This window comes from Arthrobacter sp. OAP107, from assembly GCF_040546765.1.
GTDB lineage: Bacteria > Actinomycetota > Actinomycetes > Actinomycetales > Micrococcaceae > Arthrobacter.
Genome location: NZ_JBEPOK010000001.1, coordinates 2,741,150 through 2,761,418, shown reverse-complemented (window position 1 = coordinate 2,761,418; position 20,269 = coordinate 2,741,150). Strand labels below are relative to the sequence as shown.

Genomic DNA, 20,269 nt, shown 5'->3' with positions numbered 1-20,269 from the left:
GGGCCGGGTGACTCGACGGAAGCCGGGGGTCAGTAGGAGCGGGGAAGCCCCAGGTGCTGTTCCCCGATGTAGTTGCGGATCATGTCGTCTGTGAGCGGGGCGAAGGTGTAGAGCCGGGCGTCCCGGAAGTAGCGTTGCATGGGCAGTTGGCGCAGGAAACCCCAGCCGCCCATGGCCCGCATCCCGACGTCGGTGGCCGTGGTTGCGGCGTCGGCGGCGGCGAGTTTCGCCATGGCCGAGAGGGTTTCGTCCGCTCCGGCATGATCGTCTGAGGTCGCGGCAGCTTTTTCCAGGAGCAAACGGGCGCTTTCCACCTTGACGCTGCAGTCGACGAGCTTGTGCTGGAGGGCCTGGAAGGCGCCGATGGGCCGGCCGAAGGCGTTTCGTTCCTTCACGTATCCCACGGCGTAGTCCAGTGCGCCGCGGGCAATGCCGAGCGCGACGGCGGCCCCGTTCAGTCGCTCTCCGTTGAGGGTGCCCAGGACGTGGCGGAAGCCTTTGTCGACGTCGCCAAGCACCAGGTCGGCCGGGACCCGGACGTCGGTGAAGGTGATGTCGCACTGTTCCAGAGCGCGGATCCCCATCGTGTCGATGGGGGTTGTTTCAATGCCGGGGGTGCCGCGGGGAACGATGAACATGGTGATTCCGTCAATCGAGGACCGGCTGATGTCACTGGTGCGTGCCAGAACGATGAGGTAGTCGGCGTCGGAGGCCCCGCCGATCCACTTCTTGGCGCCATTGATCAGGAAGGAGCCGTCGGGCTGCTCGACGGCCCAGGTAGTCATGGCCCGTGCCACGTCGGTCCCGCCGGCCGGCTCACTCAACGCGAAAGACATCTTGGCGTCGCCGGCAAAAAGCGGGGCAAGGAATCGTTCCTGCTGGTCGAGGCTGCCGAACGAATGCAGCAGCTCGACGCCCATGTATTGGACCACGAAGCTGACCCCCATCGAGGTGGCGCGGGCGCCGAGTTCCTCCAAAACCATCGTCTGGCTGCGGTGCCTGGCTTTGGCGCCACCGATCGTTGACTCAAGCTGAACGAATCCGGCTTTTGCCAGCGCGCGGAAAAGCTCGACGTCGTAGGTCTCGCCCTCATCGTGGGCCGTCAGCCGCTCCTCGGTGACGTGTTCATTCAGAAGCTGAACAAGTCGGGTTCGCAGATCCTCCGGGGACGGGGAGCCACCAGCCGTGGTGTAAGTCTGATTGTGTGTAGTGATGCTCATGGGAAGCTCCTTTGCTTTTTGGTCCGACGGCGAAGCGCTTAGCGGCGCTTGATCAGGAAGCTGCTGGAGAACGTCATGACCGTGCTGCCATCCTGCTTCACCACCGTGTAGTCGATGGTCCACAGCCCGGCGCCGGGCTTGCTGGTTGCCCGGGCCTCGCTGACCAGGGCTTCCACCCGGATCGTCTCGCCAATGAAAACCGGTTTCACTGCCCGAACGGATTCCAGGCCCAGCCAGGCGATGACATTGCTGAAATAGCCCGTTTGGGTCATCAATCCCAGTGCGACCGAAAGTGTCAGGGGGCCGTGTCCAATCCGCTGGCCAAAGGGCGTCTGGGCCGCGTACTCCTCGTCCAGGTGTAGCGACACCCAGTCGCCGGTGAGCCCGGCCCACTGGACCAGGTGTGCCTCCGTGATCGTGATGCCAGGGCTCTGCAGCCGGTCACCTGTCACCAGATCGTCCCAAAAGTGATCGGGGCGCCCCTTAACGAGTCTTTCCTGGACTTGCTCGCTCATTTGTTCTCCTTTGGTGGGCTTTGGTTCGAACCAGGGTCCGGCCGCATCCCGCAGCCGCCTCTACTCCCAGCATAGACTAACGGGCGTTTGTACGGATAGGCCTCTGCCCGCTCCGGTGAGATCCGGCGGGCCGGGGCCGGTCAACAGTAGGACGCTTCAACTCAAGCACCCGCCCCACTTGCGTGCGATCCACATCACACTCTAAACTTCCAGAACGAACGCTTGTTCTTTAATTTCTCTAATCGCCGAGCATCGAAGAGGACTGGAGTGCTGTCAAGGTCTCCTGAGTGATCCGGAGCCCCACGTCGCCGGTGACGGCCAGCTCTCTAGACTCTTAATAACCCAAGGAATGAGTTCCAATGTCGGAATTGACTAATCCTGTTCAATCTCCCCCAACTGCTGTTGCGGAAGCGCCAACGTTCGATCCGCGGATCGCGCGGCGGGCCGTAATGAGCGGTACCTTCGGCACCGCCCTGGAGTGGTTCGACTTCGCCGTATACGGCACCCTCTCGGCAACCCTGTTCCCGCAACTCTTCTTCCCGAGCTTCGACGCGAACACGGCAATCCTGGCCTCCTTCGCAACCTTCGGAGCCGGCATGGTCGCCCGCCCCCTTGGCGGAATCGTCTTCGGTGCCCTGGGCGACAAGATCGGCCGGCGGAACGTTCTCATGTTCACCCTTGTACTCATGGGTGCATCGTCGGTGCTGATCGGCCTGCTTCCCAGCTACGCAGTGGCGGGGATCCTCGCGCCCACGCTCCTGGTTGCCCTGCGCTTCCTGCAGGGTTTCGCGCTCGGCGGCGAAGCCTCCGGCGTCCAGGTACTCGTCGTCGAGCACGCCCCCACCGACCGCCGCGGCCTCTTCGGCGGCATCCTGGCGACCGGTTCGCCTCTCGCCCAGACCTTTGCGTCCCTCACGCTCACCGGGCTCGCTACTTTCCTGTCGAAAGACGACTTTGCCTCCTGGGGATGGCGGGTTCCCTTCCTGATGGGCGTACTCCTGCTCGTCGTCGGGATGTTCATTCGTCGGCGGGTTGAAGAAACCCCCGCCTTCAAGGAGAGCCAGAAGAAGGCCGCCGAATCGGCTATCCCGCAGGAGCGTGCCCTGGCAGTGATCATTAAGAAGCCCGGCACCGTCATCAAGCTGGTGCTGTCCTGGGCCGCGTCCACAGGACTGTTCTGGATCAGTGTCACCTACGCCGTGAGCTACCTGACCAAGCAACTCCACTACGACAACTCCATCACCTTCGGGCTCCTGCTCATGGCAAACCTCATTTCCATTCCCGCTGCATTTTTTGGCGGCCGGCTCAGCGACCGCATCGGCCGCAAGAAAACCTTCCTCATCGGCCTGGCCATGCAAGGCATCGCCGCAGGAACCATGTTCCCGATCATGAACTCCATGAACTACCCGGCAAGCGCCGCCATCATCGCCTTCGCACTGTGCGGGATCCAGGTCACGGCAGGGACCCAGGCCGCCTTCTTCTCGGAATCGCTGCCGACGACCATGCGATACACGGGCTCAGCCCTCGGCATGACCATGGCAGGCCTGATTTTCGGAGCCCCCATCCCGTTCGTCGCCGCATGGATCTTCCAGAACACCAGCAATGGCACGCTCGCCCTGACCTGCATCGGCCTCGGCCTGGTACTGATCTCCGTCATTGCCACCCTGTCGCTGCCTGAGCGCTACAAGCAGTCCCTTCACCAGCAACACTGACCGTCCCAACCAATCCAACAATCCGGGTTCGCCGACCCTCCCTTGCCATCCCTGGCCCCCGGGCCGCGCCCAAGAAGGCGCGGCCCGCGGTTGAATCCTGCGCCAAAACAATCCTGACGATCCCAGTGGGGCCGGGAGCGAATGGGCTGCCGCCGCGCACAGGTGCCGGCTCCGTCGTTCAACCGGGACAGGAGGCGGTGGAACGCAGTGAAAGCAAACTCCCCGGTCGGGTGAACCACGGCGAAAAAAGCCGCATCACGAAAGGTCGATTACCGCATGAACGGAACAATGACGTACCGGGCATCACGACAATTAACACGTCTTGCCGTGCTGCTGTCGGCGTGCCTCGTCTCCACAACAGCGGTGGCGACCCAACCCGCCGTCGCTGCCGAACCGAAGTCCTATGGATCCGTCGCCACGACTGACATCGAAATAAGAATGGGTGACGGGGTTACTCTGGTCGGCGATGTCATGTACCCCGCGGACCCCGCTACGGGGAAGCGAATCGCAGCTGACTTCCCCGTCATCCTGTCGCAGACGCCGTACGGCTGCGACTCTTCACAAACGAACTCAGGATTCAAGAACGCCCCGTTCTTTGCCGAAAACGGATACATCCTCGCCTCCGTCTGCGTACGGGGCAGCGGCCGGTCAGGAGGGAACTTCACCCTCTTCGGTGAGCGCGAACAAGAAGACGGCGCCGAGCTCGTGCACTGGGCCGCCGACCAACTTGATGGCTCCAACGGCTCGGTGGGCCTCCTCGGCGGCTCCTACCTGGGACTAAACCAGATCTTCAGCCAAGGCCGCATCGGCGCCAAGACCCCGGTCAAGGCAATGATCCCGGAGTGCGCGGGCGCCGAGTTCTACCGCGAAACCTACTTCTCCGGTGGAATGCCGACCCAAACAGCGAACTTCCCCCGCAACCTGGGATCCATCGTGGGGCCCCGGGCAGGAGCGTTTGGCGCACCGCTCGCCGAGGACATCCAGAAAGGAGGGGACGCGGCCTACGACCGCGACTTCTGGAAGTCGCGCACCGCAGGTAATTATGCCGAGGCTATCGCCGATGCCGGCGTTCCCGCCCTGCTGTGGACGAGCTGGGATGACATCTACACCGAGAGCGCACAGAGCATGTACGCCTCACTGCAGAATGCCTATTTCGACCGGCCAACGCATGCGCCGATGAAACCCGGGCAGCCCACCACCAACCGATACCAGATCATCGTCTCGCCTGGCGGCCATTGCGCCGGCGTCAACACAGCCACGGAGCTGGAATGGATGGACACCTGGCTGAAGGGCAAGTCCACCCGCTTCTCAGAGGCTGATGCGACGCCCATGCACCTCTACCAGCAGGGCAGCGGGACCTGGATCAACACGTCAAACTATCCAATGGTGGAGCACTACACGCCCTATTACCTGAACGCCGGTGGCAAGATGAGCAAGTCACGGCCGGGCCGGCACGCGGGCAGCGACAGCCTGCAGTTCACCCAACCGTCCGAATCCGGCGGCACCCTCACGTACACCACTGGGCCGCTCAAGCACGGCGCGACCATCGCCGGACCGATCAGTGCAACAATTCACGCGAGTTCTACCAGTACCAACCTCAACCTGATCGCCCGCCTCGAGAGCGTGGCACCGGACGGAACTGCCACGAGGATCAGTTCCGGGAGCCTGGTGGCCAGCCTGCGCAAACTGGACGCGGGGAGATCCTGGGTCGACAAGTCAGGAACCCCCGTGCGCCCCTACGGAACCTTCACGGGTGACGACTACCTCACCCCAGGAAATGCGTACGAACTCGATGTTGCCATGTCGCCGGATGTCACCCAGATCCTGCCCGGCCATTTGTTGCGCCTCGTGCTGAGCTCCCAGATGCAGCCGAGCGTGTGCTCCGCAGGCCTTGGAAAAGACCCCTGCTTCCCGACGGATCCGCAGTCGAAGACGCTTCCGGGGGAGTACACGATTGCGCACAACGCATCGAACCCGTCGGCCATCAACCTCCCGCTTCTTCCGTACGAGTGCTTTGCCCCGAGCGGAGGGACAGCACAACAGCCGGCAAGCCTCACCGGCGATCCCGGCCAAGGGAGTCACGGAAATCCGTGTGACAACCGCCTGACGCCCTAACGCCACATCCCGAGCCACAAACCCTGGTTGCCGCGCCCGGCGATGTTGCCGCGGACACAGGGGAAGGCGACTGGCCCATTCGGCCAGCCCCCTTCCGCTGTGTCCAGCCCTTTCTCACCGCCCACGCGTGTCCGGCTGACCGGATTCCGGACACCAGTTACCCCAGGGATGAAGGGCCTCAATTGCCACTGATTGGCAGCAAGTCACTGTTCCAGCCTGTCCGCCTTGGAACCATGGCACCGCGGATGGGAATGGGCCACCGTACTAAAGCTTGTGCTTCCAGCGGTGCGGGTCCTTACTGGTGGGGGAGGCGAAGCCCCCGAGCTGGGCGCCACTCCTTCCGTGGTGTGCCGGCTTTACCAGCGACTATCGGAGGTTTGACAAATGTTCGCTCGCGTCAGCACTTACCGGCCCGCTCCCGACAGCACCGGCGAGCCTTCAGCCGACACAGTCCGTCAGGTATTAGCCCTGCCCGGGTGCCAGGGAATCTATTATCTTCGTGGTAAAGACGACAAGTCCCTCTCACTCACCCTTTGGGACGACGAGGACGCACTGACCGCCAGCCGTCCGGCGGTGGACCGTATCCGTGAGGAAACGACTGCGGAACAACACATGGAAATCCTCGGGGTGGATGAATTTGAAGTGCTGACCCACCAGCTCAGGGAGTAGCATTCAGCGCACTGTCCCTGGCGCCGTTCAATGTCGATGAGTGCGTTCCACCCCGGTGCCGCCGCGAGCGACGGAAGAGCGGATTTGTGAATGCCCTCCCGGGTAAATGATGATAAGCGGCGGCGAGAGTCAAGTGGGTTCCCCGCGGGCTTGCAAGAGCTACGCAGCATTTCAGTCCACTCAATAAGCACCGGCCAAGCCGAAGTGATGATGCCCGCTCGGCCAAAAGCCGCCGCAGCCGCGAAACAGGAGGGAATCATGCCACACTCTCACGCCGACGAAGGACGAGGGTCAGGTGATCAACAGCCCGTACTTGCCGCAAGTGTCGTCCTGCTTCGGGACTCGCGGGTTGGACCGGAGGTGTTTGTCCAGCACCGTGTGTCGACCATGGATTTCGCCGCCGGCATGGTCGTGTTTCCGGGTGGCCGCGTTGACGACGCTGACTCCTCAGGTTGGACGTTCGGCGATGAACTGCTGGAGGCACACGCGGAGGCATGGAGCGGGACCAGCGTCTCGAACGATGCGGCGCGGGCCAGACATAATGCGGGGAGGGTGCTCGCTGCTGCCGTGCGCGAACTTGCCGAGGAGTGCGGCATCTCCATAAGACCGGACTCACTGATGCCTTGGGCCAACTGGGTCACGCCCGAAGGACAGCCCAAACGTTTCGACACCTACTTTTTTGTCACGGCAGTGGGGCCCGGCGTCGAACCACGCCATCAAACAACCGAGGCATGGCAGTCTCACTGGCTGCCCATGCGCCGCATCCTCCAAGATGAGTCCGCCGGTACGATCAGGCTCCTACCCCCAACACTGACAATCCTGGACGAGCTCGTTGAAATAGGCACAACAGCCGCCATCCGCCAAACAAAGAGGGTGATCGAAAGCATGCGTCCTCGTCCGGGTGACATGGAAGAATATTTCCGCCTGCGCCGCCAGGGCCAGAAGTGGGACATGCGCACACCGCGGCCACAGAGCTGAAACTGGCATCAGAATCCCGGTCCTCTCGAAACTGTGGGTCGGCAAGGGGCCGGGAGGAATCGTCCACGTCGAACAGCGACAGCGGTTCCTCGCTCACGATCACTGCTCCGGGTGGTGGCCGGAGGCGAGGTCGTAGGAATCCTGCACCAGGTTCTCGATGAACCGCTTCGTCACGCCGCGGCCGGGTCCGACAGAGATCCAGTGCTGTTTGTCGAGGTAGTGCCCGTGGGTGATCGAGTCGTGGTCGCGGCGGAGCGCGTCGCCGCGGTCCGGGTCGACCTTGACGGTGATGATCTGCTGTTCCGGGTCATCCTCGGTGACGATGAGGAACACCTTGTCGCGCACCTTCCACACGTCCAGGTGCGGTGTGAACGGCCGGCCATTGCTGACGTCCTCGAGCCCGGCCGCGGTGTCGCGGGCGGTCTGTTGCAACCGCTCACCGGAAAGGGTCACCGGTCTGACCTGCCAAACACAGCGGGGTCCACGGGACGCTTAGCCCGGGGCAGGTTCTCGACGACGAGCAGGTACGACTCGGTGACCAGGTCATCCACGAGGTTCTTCTGCAGAGTTCCGCCGGGGTGCAGCGTGATCCAGTGCTGCTTGTTCATGTGGTAGCCAGGGGTGATGTCCTCGTGCTCCTCGCGGAGTGCTTTCCCGTCTTCCGGGTCTGCCTTGACGATCACGATGGGTTGGCCGGTGACCTCGGTCATCAGCATGAAGACCTTGTCCCGCACCTTGAACACATCCCAGTCGGGTCCGAACGGGTGCTCGAGCCCGGCGCCCGGCAGTTCCTCGACGCGGTCCCTGGCGTGCTGTTGCAGCGTGTCACCGTGCACGTGTCCTCCCTCGTCGCGTTGCCCTAAGTCGAAGTTCATACAACTGTACGCACTTGGCCTGGCAGAGGAGGGACCGGTGCGGAAAGGCAAGCCGAATGATCCGGAGCGCCGTGCGCGGATCCTGCGCGCAACGCTCGAAATCATCGGCGCAGAAGGAGTGCACGCCGCCTCGTACCGGCGCATCGCCGCGCAGGCTGGAGTGCCGCTGGGGTCGGCGACGTACTACTTCTCCGACCTGCCGGCCCTGATCGTCAGCGCGTTCGAGACGCTGCGGGATGGTCTCGAACCCCGGTACGCGGCCCCACTGCGTGCCGCCCGGGACAGCACCGAAGCAGTTGAGGCGCTCGTTGCGGCCACGTGCCGCACACCGAGCCCGACCCTCAATGACATCCGTCTGTACGAGGAGATGCGCCACTACGGCGCACGAAGCTCTCAGGTGGCGGCCCTCCTCCGCGACTTCCATGAAGAATCCCTCGTGATCCTCCGCCGCTCCTTCTCCGACGGCTTCGCCCGAGCCGTCGACGCGCTCATGTGGGGCTGGTGGAGCTACCGCCTCTTCCACGAAGACCTGCCGCTCGACCAGAACATGGTCCGCCGCGCGTACCAAGCCCTCGTCGACCTCGCCGCCACCGAACCCGAAGCAGCCCAAGAGACCCGCTGTGTCTGACATCATGCACGGGATAGACCGACGCACTCTTCTAGCGAACGCCGATAATTGCGATTCCGTCATGCAGGGGAAGCGAGCTGGGCCTCTTGGCCGTTCGATGCCCCGATGGGGCGAGGTTCGGTCATGCCCTCTTCTATTTGTTCGCCCATGAGAAAGATGTTCGAAGGAGGCCCAATACTGTGACGCTCGTTGATTCCCAGCCTGACGCTTGGCCCGCACGTCGGTGCTCCGTCGAGGTCGCGCGCCGGGCCCGGCTAACGCGTCCGAGCGTGATGACAGCGGAACGAACGACGACGAGCAAAGTCAGTTGTTCGTCCAGCCGAAGGGCTGGGGAGCTTGGCCCGCCCATGGACGTCATCAAATCGACCAAAAAGAGGGTGTGGACAGTGATGCTCCTATTGTCGTCAAGGGGCTCGGCGCCCCGAGCGTCGTTGAGGTTACCGGGGCTGAAAGCTCCGGCGTCAAGGGTCTGTCGATCGCTGCGCGACGGCCTGCGGCCGCTCTTGACCCCAGAGCTTCCCCGGTCATGACGGCAGGGATGGCGGGGGCGCCGAGCCTGTCGCCTGTTCCCCGACGCCAGATTGTCTGCGGGTCAGATCCGCAAGGCAGAGGCCCGTCCCGGCGGTTTCTGCCGATGGAGAGCTGAGCCACTGCTTGTAGCGTTGGTAGAACTCGTCGTGGCGGGTTAGTCCGCGTTCGAGCCGGGATAGTGATGTGGGCCAGACATGGAGGCGATCTGCGGCGGCTTGGAGGGTGATGTTCTTGCTCTTTCGCAATATGCGGAGGGCTCCGGCGTCTGGTGCCGGTTGTGGGTGGATGAGCTGGTCGTAGATTTCGCGGGCGATGTAGCGTTTGAGGCAGCGGATTGCTTCCTTGGTGCTTTTGCCTTCGGCCCGGCGTCTGGCGACGTAGTTCCTGGTGCGGGTGTCGGTTTTCATCCGGACCAGGGCAACGTGGTGGATGGCTTTGTTGGCCTGCCTGTCGCCGCCGCGGCTGAGCCGGTGCCGTCTCGTTTTCCCCGATGATGCCGGTATCGGCGCGACCCCGACGAGGGCGGCGAATTTCGCTTCCGTGGTGACCCGTTCGGGGTTGTCGCCGACGGTGACCAGCAGTTGGCTGGCGACGTCCGTTCCTACGCCCCTGACGTCGCGGAGCATCGGGGCATGGATTGTGATGATCGCGTCGAGTTCGGCGTCGATCACGGCCACTTCCTGGTTCAAGGCGCGGTAACGGATGGCGAGGCGTTTGAGCACGGCCGCGGTGGCGTTCACCGGTTCTGTCAGGTCCCCTGCGGGGCGGGTTTTCTCCAGCGCGGTCATCATCGCGGCGCGGGTCAGGTGCCGGTATTTGGCCCGGAGCGCCTCGGGGGCTGCGGTGAGGATGCTTTTGATCTGGGTCATGACCGCTACCCGGGCGCGCATGGCCGTGGCCCGTTCGGCGCGCAGGACCCGCAGGGATTCCACGGCGCCGTTCCGGGATTTTGGTGTTGCGACGTTCCGGCCGGCCAGCGCGGCTTCTGCCGCCTGGTAGGCATCCAGAGGATCGGATTTGCCCCTGAGCCGGCGGCCCTGCCGGTTCGGGCGCATGACTTCCAGGACCCGGATGCCTTCCCCGGTCAGGACGCGGGCGAGTTCGGCGCCATAACTGCCGGTGCCTTCCACTCCGGCGGCAATGACCGGGCCGAATCCGGTGATGAAGGCCGCGATGTTCCGGTAGCCGGCACCCACGGCGAGAAACTCTTTGTCGGTGATGTGTCTGCCGGTCTCGTCGATGATTGCGACGTGGTGGGTGTCGGCGTGTGTGTCGATCCCGGCGATGACTTTCAGATGTTGGTTTGTCATGATGAAACTGGCCCTGCCTTCCGTTGCGTGCGGTGGGACATTAGGGGCACGCCGGCCGGGTGGGCAGACAAGACAGTAATGGGATTCTTCGAGCAGGCTCCTATGAGGTCATGTCCACCTGGCCGCCGCGTTTAGTGCAGCCTGCGCCGCGGCGGACAGATCATTGTCAAGACAAACCCTTCGCAGGGCGTCAGTCACACCCAGAGTCACACCGCAACACAAGCCAATTCCATCATTACTGATGCACACCCTGGGCTTCGGATTCGGTTGTACTGGCATCGGACTGGGCCGGATTGGGGAGGTTTTTGGGGGAGTGGCGGGTTTTCAAGGGTTGGCGCCCGGTTCGAGTCCCACCTCGGGCACGTGTTTTCCCTGTTCAGGGGCTTTTTAGCCTCTGAGTGTGGACAAATGGTGTTGTGAAAGGGCCCCTTCGGGGGCCTTTTTCATTGTTTGCCGCTGGTGTGGCCTGCTGCCTCTTCCGTTCCTTGCTCGGTGGTCTTGGTGCTTGTTACCTGTTCATGGACGTAACTGGCCGGGGCAACATGCCCTGAGAAAATTTCCGGCGGGGTTTCCTTTCTTGGCCGTTGGGTGTTCACCAGGTTTCTCCTTCTCTCTTCGTGTTGGCTTTGCTGCTTGTTCATGGTGGGTCGGGGGGAGGACGGCATGACATGTACCGAGTTGTTCGAGAATCGGTTCCGCCGGACTCCCGCAGAGGCTCTGGGGCGCATTACCGTGGCCGACTGAGAGATTGCATTTCCGTTCATTTGGCTCATGAAGCTCACGCTGCCTTTCACTCCTGCATCTCTGGTTTTCGTGTCGTTGTCTGTTCATGGGTACCTTCGGCGTCTACTGCATGATGTGGTGGAGGTTTTTTGGGCGCGGCGTCCGGAAATGAGGTTTCCGCCTGGCTGGTCTTTCATATTCCTTCATGGCCAACTCGCTGGATGACTGCATGACGGAACAGTGATTCACCGACACAGCCTCAGTGACCCAAACCCACACCTGAGTCCCGCCGTAGCTGGCTGACGTCAGGTTGGGGTGTGCCTCAATTGGGCAGACAGAGCATCCGTTCTGGATCAGCCGGTCGTCAAGCAACATGAAGGCGCCACAGCGGTACCTCCTCGCCCGATCGGTTAGAGTGGCTGACGCTCCTGCGTCTGCTCGCTGCGTGGTGCGTGGTCCTGTCATTCGGCTGTTTGTTCCAAATACACGCAGCCCAGGGCGTCGGTGTCCTCCGGAAGTCTTGGTGGACTTCGGCGCTGATGGTGGTCCGGGTTTCGGCGATGGCGTCGAGGTAGTCCCTGGGTGGAGGGCCCCTTCCGCACCGCCTCCCGGACCGAAACTGTGCCGCCTGACGCCAGCCCGCCGTCGTCGCACACCGCTTTTTCCAGTGCCCGCTGGGAGGCCCGGGCCGCGTATTCAATGTCGCCGGGGGAGAAGCCTTGCGTGCGTTCCACAAGCAGTTCCACGTCCACGGCGTCCACCACGGGCGTCGGGATGAAGCGCTGCCACATTGCTTCCCGGACCTGCCGGTCCGGCAGCCCGATGACCCCGTCCAGGTCTAATGAGTGGAACTGCCTGATTCGCCAGTTGGTCATACTGTCTCGCCTACAAGATGAGCCGCTTTTTATATTTTTTCCTAGATTATTTATTCTATGTACGATAGTGTTTTATCGTGAACAAAGCGGGTACAACCCTATCCGTTAGAGCCGTGCAACGAGTAGGAGACAAGGATGTCCTGGGGATTGATTAGCGCCATGGGCCACGTGAGCATTCAGACGACGGACCTGGCCAACTCGGTATTTGACGCAACCCAGCTCCTTGGGCTCCGTGAAACGGAACGGACGTCCGATGCCGTGTACCTCGCTGCCGGTAACGTCCACCACGAACTGGTCTACGTCGAGTCTGATGTCAATGGCGTGGATGGCTTCGGCCTGGTCGCTGCCAACGGCGATGCCCTGCGGGAGATCCGGCGGCGCGTGGAGAACGAGAACTTGGCGATCCTCAGCAACAAGCCCCGAGGTGCTGGTATTGAGGATGGTTTTTCCTTCATCGGGCCCGAGGGCTTCGTGTTCGAAGTCTACGTGGGCATGCAGGAGAACATCGCCCTCCAGCAGTCCTTCGGCCCGGACCGGTACGGTCACTTCAACTTCCACCCCCGAGACGTCGGCGGAATGATGCGCTTCCTGCACCGGGTGCTGGATTTCCGCCTTTCGGACGTCATCGGGGATGACTTTGCCTATTTCATGCGCTGCAACGCTGACCACCACGGCATTGCCCTGGTACGCGGCGACGGGACCCTGCACCATCACGCATGGCAGACGCAGAGCATTTCCGATCTCGGAAAGCTCGGCGACCGGCTGAACAAACTGGGCCGGGAGCTGATCTGGGGCCCGGTCCGGCACGGTGCCGGTCACAACATCGCCGCATACTACGTGGAGACCTCCGGGGCCGTCGTAGAGCTTTACACGGACCTGGAACAGATCTACGACGACTCCCGCCCCCCGGTCGTATGGGGCGAGGACGAGAACTGGTACAACATGTGGGGCGCCTACCGCCCCCTGGACTTCCGCAAGTTTGGGCTCGCCCCCGTGGATCGCCGGTCCCTCAGCAGCCTCCACCGGTAGACGCTCCGGACTGCCATCACCGTGATTTAGGCACAACCCAGCTTCCACGCTTCCGCACCTTCGCCTGTCTCGGAATTAAATACTTTCACCACGGTTATGCGTTAAATTGGTCATCTGCTGTGATCTGGGTCATGCTTGGTAGAGCGCATGAAGGGGTTGCTTCGGAATAGGTCCGCATCGCCGTCGGTCACCGAACTCTCACAGCTTCGAAAAGAGATCATGTTGGAACCGAAAACCTCCCACGAGAGAAGCCAGAAGCCGGTGGACCTGTCATCGAGCAGGAAGCCATCCCCGGCTGACTCCCTGAACACCAAGGACATGCGCCGCATTCTGGGCTCCAGCCTCATCGGCAGCATCATCGAGTACTACGACTTCATTCTTTACGCCACCGCTGCATCGCTGGTGTTTGACCGGGTCTTCTTTGCCAACCTCGGCCCCGGCCTCTCCCTGTTTGCCTCCTTCGCGACCCTTGCAGCCGGATACGTCGCCAGGCCGCTCGGCGGCATCGTTTTCGGCCACTTCGGTGATCGCCTCGGCCGAAAAAAGATGCTGGTGCTGTCGATGCTCATGATGGGCGGCGCCACCGTCCTGATCGGGGTCCTGCCCACCACGGCGCAAGTCGGTGTTGCGGCGCCGATCATCTTGGTCCTCCTGCGAGTCATCCAAGGCATTTCAGTTGGCGGCGAGTGGGGCGGCGCCACCCTGATGGCCCTGGAGCACGCTCCTGCAAAAAAGCGCGGCCTCGCTGCAGCATTTGCCAACGCCGGCGGACCGGCCGGGGGACTACTGGCCACGCTTGTGGTTTCCGCCGTTTCCGCCCTGACCGGGGACCAGTTCCTGGTCTGGGGCTGGCGAATACCGTTCCTGCTCAGCGCCGTCCTGATCCTTATCGGCATGATCATCCGTCTGCGGGTGGCAGAAACACCCGTCTTCCAGAAGCTCGACGCCGAAGCCGCCAAAGTCAAGCACCCGCCTCTGCTGGAGGTGCTCCGCCATCATCCGCGCCTCGTCGTGGTCACCCTCGTTGCAACCTTGGGATTCTACGCCTGCCAGGGACTACTGACTGTGTGGGGCGTCTCCATGGCTGTGGGAAGCGGCGTGGATCGCTCCGGCGTCCTGAACTGGAAGGGAGCTGCCGCCGTGGTAACGGTGGCAGTCTGCTTCTACTCTGCACGGCTCAGTGACCGGCTTGGCCGGCGCGCTGTCCTCACCGGCGCGGGCATTGGAGCCATCGTCCTCGCCTTTCCCCTGATAATGCTGCTAACTAACGGGACCCTGTGGGGCTTCGCGGTGGCAGTGGTGATCGGCAACGGACTGGTCCAGGGCGCCCTCGCCGGACCCATCGGCGCCTATATTTCAGAGCAATTCCCCACCGGCGTCCGTTACACAGGGGCGTCGCTGTCGTACCAGGGCGCTTCGATGATCGGTGCAGGCTTCACCCCCATGATCGCCACCGGCCTGGTTCTCGTAGCTGACGGCGGCGTTTGGATGGTTGCAGTGTTCTGGATCCTCATCCTGGCGGCCGGTCTCGCCGCAGTGCGCTTCACGCGCGAGGGTTCACTTCTCAAGCTCGACGCCGTCTAAACATTCCACAGTGCTCGCCAGCGGGTGGCCGTGCGCTCCGGCTCGCGGCGTCCTCTTACCCAGCATTGTCAGTTTTATTGAACTATCTGCTAAGAAACTTCTGCATTTACGCAAGATTGGACGACTGCCATGCTGGAGGCTGAGAGGCGTCTGGACTGGCGCACATGACGAAAGGAATCAGGCGATGAAGCCTAAGAATCACATGGTGCTTACCACCTTCATGCTGCCCGCTGGCTACCACAAGGACAGCTGGCGGATGGAAGGAAGCCGGGCCGAAGAGTTGGGCAACCTGGACTTCGTTGCAGACCTGACCGCCATGGCCGAGGCCGCCAAGCTTGACGCCGTCTTCTTCGGGGACATCGTTCACGCCAACACCGTCATGCGGGGCGACATCAAGATGAACGGGTTCTACGAACCCATGACCGTGCTCGCTGCCCTGGCCGCCAGGACGAAGAACATCGGCCTCATCGGAACCATGTCCACCTCATTCTCCGAGCCGTACAACCTCGCCCGTCAGATGTGCGGACTGGACCACATGTCCAACGGCAGGGCCGGCTGGAACATCGTCACGTCGTCGGACGGCTTCAGCAATTACGGGGTGGAGGACGTTCCCGACCCGGCCGTTCGTTACCGGCGGGCCACCGAATTCGTGGATGTGGTGCAACGGCTCTGGGACAGCTGGTCCGATGACGCCATCATCGTGGACCGGGCCTCCGGCGAGTACGTGGACCGGAGCAAGCTCAAGGCCATCCGGCACAAGGGCGAGTTCTTTGAAGTCGAGGGGCCCATCAACATGCCCCGGTCGCCGCAGGGGCGCCCCGTGCTGGTCCAGGCAGGATCCTCGGGCCCCGGCATGGACCTGGGTTCGTCGGCGGCCGACGGGATCTACACCGCCCAGCCGTTCAAGGAACCGTCCATCGAGTTCTACACCAAATTCAAGAACATGGTGGCCGAGAAGGGCCGGAATCCCGACGACGTCAAAATCATCCCGGGCATCCTGCCTATTCTCGGGGACACCGAGAAGGAAGCACAGGACCTCGCCAATGAGCTGGCCGGCTACGTGCACCTCGGCAACGGCCGCAAGCAGGTGGGCGCCGACCTCAAGATGGACCTTTCCGAGCTGGAGTTCGATGAATCGATCCCGGCCGACTGGTTTTCCGACGACGCTAGGCTGGGCAGCCGCTACCAGATCTACCGCAAGAAGAGTGTGGACATGGGCATGACACTGCGCGAACTAATCGTGGACCTGGCCCGCTCCACCGGACACCAGTGGATGGCCGGCACCCCGTCCCAGGTGGCGGACCGCATGGTGGACTGGTTCGAATCAAAGGCCTGCGACGGCTTCAACCTGAATGCGCCCTTCAACCCGGGCGGCTTCAAACTCATCTGCGACAAGCTGGTCCCGGAACTCCAAAACCGTGGCTACTTCCGGTCCGAATACGAGGGCACCACCCTGCGTGACAACCTCGGACTCTCGCGCCCCGCGGCTTAGGAACCGGCAGAACCAAAGCGTTCGACGGCGACACCCACCCACGCCTGGGCGCGGGCATTCAACCGCATGCTCCGCGTCCAGGCCAGCGACACGGTGGCCTGGGCGCGGGTGTGAACACGGGGTTCTGCAACCCGTTTGAGGACAACTTTCAGCTCCTCGTAGGGCGCGTCCAGCATGGGTTGCTGGAAGAGCACCGCAACGCCACGGCCGCTCGCCACGAGCGACCGGACCGTGGCATAGCTGCGTGAGCGGTGCCGGATGTCTGGGGTCAGCCCGACATCGCGGTACATCTCCAGGATGCGCGTGGAAATGGGCGGAGCGTCGAAGAAAATGAGCGGACTGGCAGCCACGTCGCGGAGCGAAACCACCTCGACCTCGCGCAAGGGATGGTCCGCCGGAAGCAGGATGTACGGCTCCACGGACAGCAGCGGTGCCGTCTTGAGGGCTGGGGAAATGTCCATGTCATAGACGAAGGCGGCGTCGATGGAACCGTTGAGCAGACGCTCCTGCAGATCCTCGTGGTACCCCTCAATGAAATCAACCTCAACGTGCGGGCATTGGTCCGCGAAATCGGCCAGCATCGGCGGAATGATGGTGGGTCCCAGCGGCATGAAGCACCCGACGGTCAACGGACCCCGGATATCCGTCCTGTCCCGTTGTGAAAGTGACGCGATCTCGTCAGCAAGGTCAAGCAATTGGCGTGCCTGGCGGAAAACGACGATGCCCGTTGACGTCAGGGTGAGCCCTTTCGACTTGCGCTTGATGCACAGCTGAGCTCCGACAATCCGCTCCAGTTCCGCGATGGACATGGAGATGGCCGACGGCGCCATGTGCAGCCGGCGGGCCGCCTCGCTCATGGTGCCGGTTTCGGCTGCAACCACAAAGTGGAGAACCTGGCGAAGCGTGATCGAAGGGTTGAGGGTGATATTCACATTGTCAATTCTACTGACAAGCATGAGCGAAAATACGCGGTTTACTTGAACAGTTCAGCTTGTCATCATGAAAGAAACGGCGCTGACGACCGCGCCCCAGTATCGCCGCAGCGCCGGCACCCCTCCCCGAAAGCGACGTGACGTAAATGGACGCCCAAGCAAGTTTCCTCGACCAGGCAGAAGCTATTGTCGGAGCGGACAATGTTGTCCGTGCCACGCCCAAAGACGGATACATCGATCCGTACCCGCTGAATTCCGGACGGGCCAAGTGGCCGGGCGTGCGTCCCGGGAGCGTGGAGGAGGTGCAGGCGGTCGTCCGGCTGGCCAATAGGACCGGCGTACCGCTGTGGTCCTTTTCGAAAGGCAAGAACCTGGGCTACGGCGGACCTGAACCGCGCACCCGGGGCATGGTTGCCCTGGACCTGAGCCGCCTCAACAGGATCATCGAGGTGAACGACCATCTCAACTACGCCGTCATCGAGCCCGGCGTCAGCTTCTTCGACCTGTTCGAACACATCCAGGGAAAGGGACTGAAGCTGTGGATGTCGGTTCCCGCCCTTGGCTGGGGGTCGATCCTGGGCAATGCGCTGGACCGCGGCTACGGGATGACCCCAATGGGGGACCACGTGCAGTCCATTTGCGGCATGGAGGTTATCCTGCCGGACGGCAAGTTGGTACGGACCGGAATGTGGGCCATGGACGGAACGGAACTCGGGCCCATCTTCAAAGGTGGCTTCGGCCCCACCCTTGACGGTATTTTTACCCAGTCAAATCTGGGGATAGTCACCAAGATCGGCCTGTGGCTTATGCCGTGGCCGGACGTGTACATCAACGGCGATGTCGTGGTGGAGCGGGAGGAGGACATGCCCCGGCTGGTGGACATCCTGACCCAGCTCAGGCGCGAGGACGTCATCCAGAACAACGCCCTCTGCGGCAATGTGGTGCGCGCAGCCACGATGAACGGTCCGCGATCTCGCTGGTACCAGGGGGAGGGCTCCATTCCGGATGATCGCCTGGAAGAAATGCGGCAGGAGATGGGCATCGGCCAGTGGAATGCAAAGTTCGCCATCTATGGCGACAAAGGGCTCGCCCAGCGTCGGCTTGAGATCATCCGGGAACGCTTCGCCGGACTTGAAGGGTTCACAGTCAAGGCCCGCCTCTATGAAGGGGCTGAAGGTGTGCAGGTGGCCTATGACGACATTGCGGACACGGACCGCACTCAAATGGCAGGCGTGCCCACTCTCAAGCCCCTGTCCACCGTGGCTTGGGCGGCGGAAAACGGCGGACATATTGACGCGGCCCCCATCATTCCGGCGCGCGGGGAGGAGGTGTGGGCGTTCTACCGGGAAGCCAAGGAACTGTACCGGCGGTTCGGCTTCGACCTTTACATTGGCTACCACCTGTACCCGCGCCACATGGTGCACGTGACCATGATCTTCTTCGAAAACGACAACCAGGAACAGCTGGCGCGCGCACGCGCACTCTACTCCGCCTTACTGGCGGCCGCCCGCAGCCATGGTTACGCGCCCTACCGCAGCCACGTCGACTACATGGACGTGATCGCCGACGGTTTCGACTACAACAACAACGCCGTCCGCCGACTCCAGGAAACGCTGAAGGACGCACTGGATCCCAACGGCATCCTCTCACCCGGAAAGCAAGGCGTCTGGCCGCGCCGTTACCGCCAGGTCAACACCGCTCAGGACGCTCCGCGTGCCGGTGGCGCCGCCGAACGCGCAAGCGCCAGCGCCGCCCGGCTCTAGTCACGGGGCGAACCCATCGACGAGTTCCCCGACACAGGAGAGCAGGCAAGGCCCTAAATATATTCCGTGAAGCTTGCCACAATATTTTCAAGAGGATATATTTTAAAAATATTATGCATTTACGGCTCACTGAAGGTGCGAAAGCGACCAGCTCAGACCTGGCCAACGCATCATTACGTTGACGCCGAGCAACTCTGCCCAATACCAGCAACACAGTGGCACCCCCCGGTTCGGCACAACCTTCCGCCGACTGCGCCACTGCTCAAAGAGGAGATTCTGGATGGAAAAGCCCACGTTTTACTCCCGCTTCAAGCAGGCTCTGATCCCGGCTGTTGCCGGATTTGCCCTGCTCTTGCTAGCGGCCTGCGGATCTCCCGGCGAGGCGGCCGCGGGCAGCCAGTCGGGTGGCAAGTCCGCCATCAAGGTTGTGGTGGCACCCATCCACTTCGAGACGGCCTACGTCGCTGAGGAGCAGGGCTACTTCAAAGAAGCCGGCCTGAACGTCGAGATCATTCCCGGTGCGGATCCTTCTGCCAACCTGGCGCAGACCGTCAGTGGACAGGCGGACATCACCACGGCGCCGTGGGGTGTCATGACCACCGCCACCGCCAAGGGAATGCCTGTCAGAATCATCTCCGGAAACGGCGTGGTTGACCCGAAAGCGGATAACTCCGGCATCGTCATCCCTAAGAACAGCCCTATCAAGACGGTGGCTGACCTGAAGGGCAAGAACGTCGCCGTCAACGGCGTAAACACCGGCGGAGATATCCCAATGCTCCAGGCCGCAAGGGCGGCAGGGATCGACCCGAAATCCCTGACGGAAATCGCCGTACCCTACCCAGGAATGCAGGCCGCCCTCGAGCAAGGCACTGTGGACGCAGCATTCGTCGCGGACAGCTACTACCACCAGCTTGTCGATGCCGGGTTCAAGAGCATCGCCAGCCCGGTCCGCGAATTCCAGGGCAACATGCCGGTGACTGTCTGGGCCGCAACCGAACCCTGGCTCAAGAGCAACCCGGGCACGGCCAAGAAATTCAACGAAGCCATGGAAAAGGCGGCCAAGTTCTACTCGGATCCGGCCAACTCTGCCGCCATCGTGAAAATCTCAGCCCGGGTCAAGCAGGTTGACGCCGCCAAGATCAACCCTAAAGCCTACGTTCCGGTCAACACCTCCATCAACCTCAAGTCCGGGCAGGCAGGCATTGACGCGATGGTGGAGCTTGGATTCGTAAAGAACCCACTGACTGCGGAGGGCATGCTCTGGACCGGCGCCCCGCGCTTTTCGAAATAGCAGCGGGGCCGGCCAAGAAACCTGACT

The 20,269-nt window shown here is 62.4% G+C and carries 17 protein-coding genes and 1 pseudogene; 10 read left to right on the top strand and 8 right to left on the bottom strand.

Going from position 1 to position 20,269, the window contains the following annotated elements:
- Positions 1-29: 29 nt before the first annotated feature.
- Positions 30-1,220 (bottom strand): acyl-CoA dehydrogenase family protein, encoded by a 1,191-nt coding sequence (locus tag ABIE00_RS12875; protein WP_354260789.1) that lies wholly within the window; start codon positions 1,218-1,220, stop codon positions 30-32.
- A gap of 38 nt (positions 1,221-1,258) precedes the next feature.
- The gene (locus ABIE00_RS12870; protein ID WP_354260787.1) at positions 1,259-1,735 is read right to left on the bottom strand and encodes a MaoC/PaaZ C-terminal domain-containing protein; all 477 of its coding nucleotides are present in this window, start codon (positions 1,733-1,735) and stop codon (positions 1,259-1,261) included.
- Positions 1,736-2,094: 359 nt separating this feature from the next.
- Here ABIE00_RS12870 and ABIE00_RS12865 point away from each other — a divergent pair, with 359 nt between their 5' ends.
- The 4 genes from ABIE00_RS12865 (at position 2,095) to ABIE00_RS12850 (ending at position 7,209) form a co-directional block, all read left to right on the top strand.
- Positions 2,095-3,447, top strand: a complete 1,353-nt coding sequence (locus tag ABIE00_RS12865) for an MFS transporter (protein WP_354260785.1) — start codon at positions 2,095-2,097, stop codon at positions 3,445-3,447.
- Positions 3,448-3,723: 276 nt separating this feature from the next.
- Positions 3,724-5,562 carry a CocE/NonD family hydrolase gene (locus ABIE00_RS12860; protein ID WP_354260783.1) on the top strand — a complete coding sequence of 613 codons (1,839 nt, stop codon included), beginning with the start codon at positions 3,724-3,726 and terminating at the stop codon, positions 5,560-5,562.
- 384 nt (positions 5,563-5,946) lie between these two features.
- Positions 5,947-6,231: an antibiotic biosynthesis monooxygenase family protein gene (locus tag ABIE00_RS12855; RefSeq protein ID WP_354260781.1), complete on the top strand. Its 285-nt coding sequence runs from the start codon at positions 5,947-5,949 to the stop codon at positions 6,229-6,231.
- Between the two features lie 387 nt (positions 6,232-6,618).
- A complete protein-coding gene (locus ABIE00_RS12850; RefSeq protein WP_354260779.1) occupies positions 6,619-7,209 on the top strand; it encodes an NUDIX hydrolase in 591 nt (196 codons plus the stop codon).
- 99 nt (positions 7,210-7,308) lie between these two features.
- Here ABIE00_RS12850 and ABIE00_RS12845 read toward each other — a convergent pair whose 3' ends face one another.
- Together ABIE00_RS12845 and ABIE00_RS12840 are read right to left on the bottom strand one after the other, a co-directional pair.
- On the bottom strand, positions 7,309-7,662 hold the full coding sequence (locus tag ABIE00_RS12845) for an MmcQ/YjbR family DNA-binding protein (RefSeq protein WP_354260777.1): 354 nt from the start codon (positions 7,660-7,662) through the stop codon (positions 7,309-7,311).
- Complete coding sequence (locus tag ABIE00_RS12840) at positions 7,659-8,045, bottom strand: MmcQ/YjbR family DNA-binding protein (protein ID WP_354260775.1); 387 nt, start codon at positions 8,043-8,045, stop codon at positions 7,659-7,661. The genes ABIE00_RS12845 and ABIE00_RS12840 overlap by 4 nt, the downstream gene beginning before the upstream one ends.
- A gap of 76 nt (positions 8,046-8,121) precedes the next feature.
- Here ABIE00_RS12840 and ABIE00_RS12835 point away from each other — a divergent pair, with 76 nt between their 5' ends.
- A complete protein-coding gene (locus ABIE00_RS12835) occupies positions 8,122-8,712 on the top strand; it encodes a TetR/AcrR family transcriptional regulator (RefSeq protein ID WP_354260773.1) in 591 nt (196 codons plus the stop codon).
- A gap of 524 nt (positions 8,713-9,236) precedes the next feature.
- Here ABIE00_RS12835 and ABIE00_RS12830 read toward each other — a convergent pair.
- The 3 genes and pseudogenes from ABIE00_RS12830 to ABIE00_RS12820 form a co-directional block, all read right to left on the bottom strand.
- Positions 9,237-10,553: an IS110 family RNA-guided transposase gene (locus tag ABIE00_RS12830; RefSeq protein WP_354260771.1), complete on the bottom strand. Its 1,317-nt coding sequence runs from the start codon at positions 10,551-10,553 to the stop codon at positions 9,237-9,239.
- 443 nt (positions 10,554-10,996) lie between these two features.
- Positions 10,997-11,194 (bottom strand): hypothetical protein, encoded by a 198-nt coding sequence (locus ABIE00_RS12825; protein ID WP_354260769.1) that lies wholly within the window; start codon positions 11,192-11,194, stop codon positions 10,997-10,999.
- A gap of 543 nt (positions 11,195-11,737) precedes the next feature.
- Positions 11,738-12,100 (bottom strand): annotated as a pseudogene (locus ABIE00_RS12820) (AAA family ATPase); the annotation flags it as partial.
- A 186-nt stretch (positions 12,101-12,286) separates the two neighbouring features.
- Between ABIE00_RS12820 and ABIE00_RS12815 the strand changes: the two are divergent.
- The 3 genes from ABIE00_RS12815 to ABIE00_RS12805 all read left to right on the top strand — a co-directional run bounded on the left by ABIE00_RS12815 (position 12,287) and on the right by ABIE00_RS12805 (position 16,256).
- Positions 12,287-13,180, top strand: coding sequence for a VOC family protein (locus ABIE00_RS12815; RefSeq protein ID WP_354260767.1), 894 nt, complete (start codon positions 12,287-12,289; stop codon positions 13,178-13,180).
- A gap of 219 nt (positions 13,181-13,399) precedes the next feature.
- Positions 13,400-14,764, top strand: a complete 1,365-nt coding sequence (locus ABIE00_RS12810) for an MFS transporter (protein WP_354260765.1) — start codon at positions 13,400-13,402, stop codon at positions 14,762-14,764.
- 184 nt (positions 14,765-14,948) lie between these two features.
- Entirely contained in the window at positions 14,949-16,256 is a 1,308-nt protein-coding gene (locus tag ABIE00_RS12805; protein WP_354260763.1) for an NtaA/DmoA family FMN-dependent monooxygenase, read from the top strand.
- On the opposite strand, the gene ABIE00_RS12800 is transcribed toward ABIE00_RS12805, so the two are convergent.
- Complete coding sequence (locus ABIE00_RS12800) at positions 16,253-17,188, bottom strand: LysR family transcriptional regulator (protein ID WP_354260761.1); 936 nt, start codon at positions 17,186-17,188, stop codon at positions 16,253-16,255. The two genes, ABIE00_RS12805 and ABIE00_RS12800, sit on opposite strands and share 4 nt — an antisense overlap.
- Positions 17,189-17,334: 146 nt before the next feature.
- Between ABIE00_RS12800 and ABIE00_RS12795 the strand changes: the two genes are divergently transcribed.
- Positions 17,335-18,951 carry an FAD-binding oxidoreductase gene (locus ABIE00_RS12795; protein WP_354260759.1) on the top strand — a complete coding sequence of 539 codons (1,617 nt, stop codon included), beginning with the start codon at positions 17,335-17,337 and terminating at the stop codon, positions 18,949-18,951.
- A 280-nt stretch (positions 18,952-19,231) separates the two neighbouring features.
- A complete protein-coding gene (locus tag ABIE00_RS12790; protein ID WP_354260757.1) occupies positions 19,232-20,242 on the top strand; it encodes an ABC transporter substrate-binding protein in 1,011 nt (336 codons plus the stop codon).
- Positions 20,243-20,269: the final 27 nt, after the last annotated feature.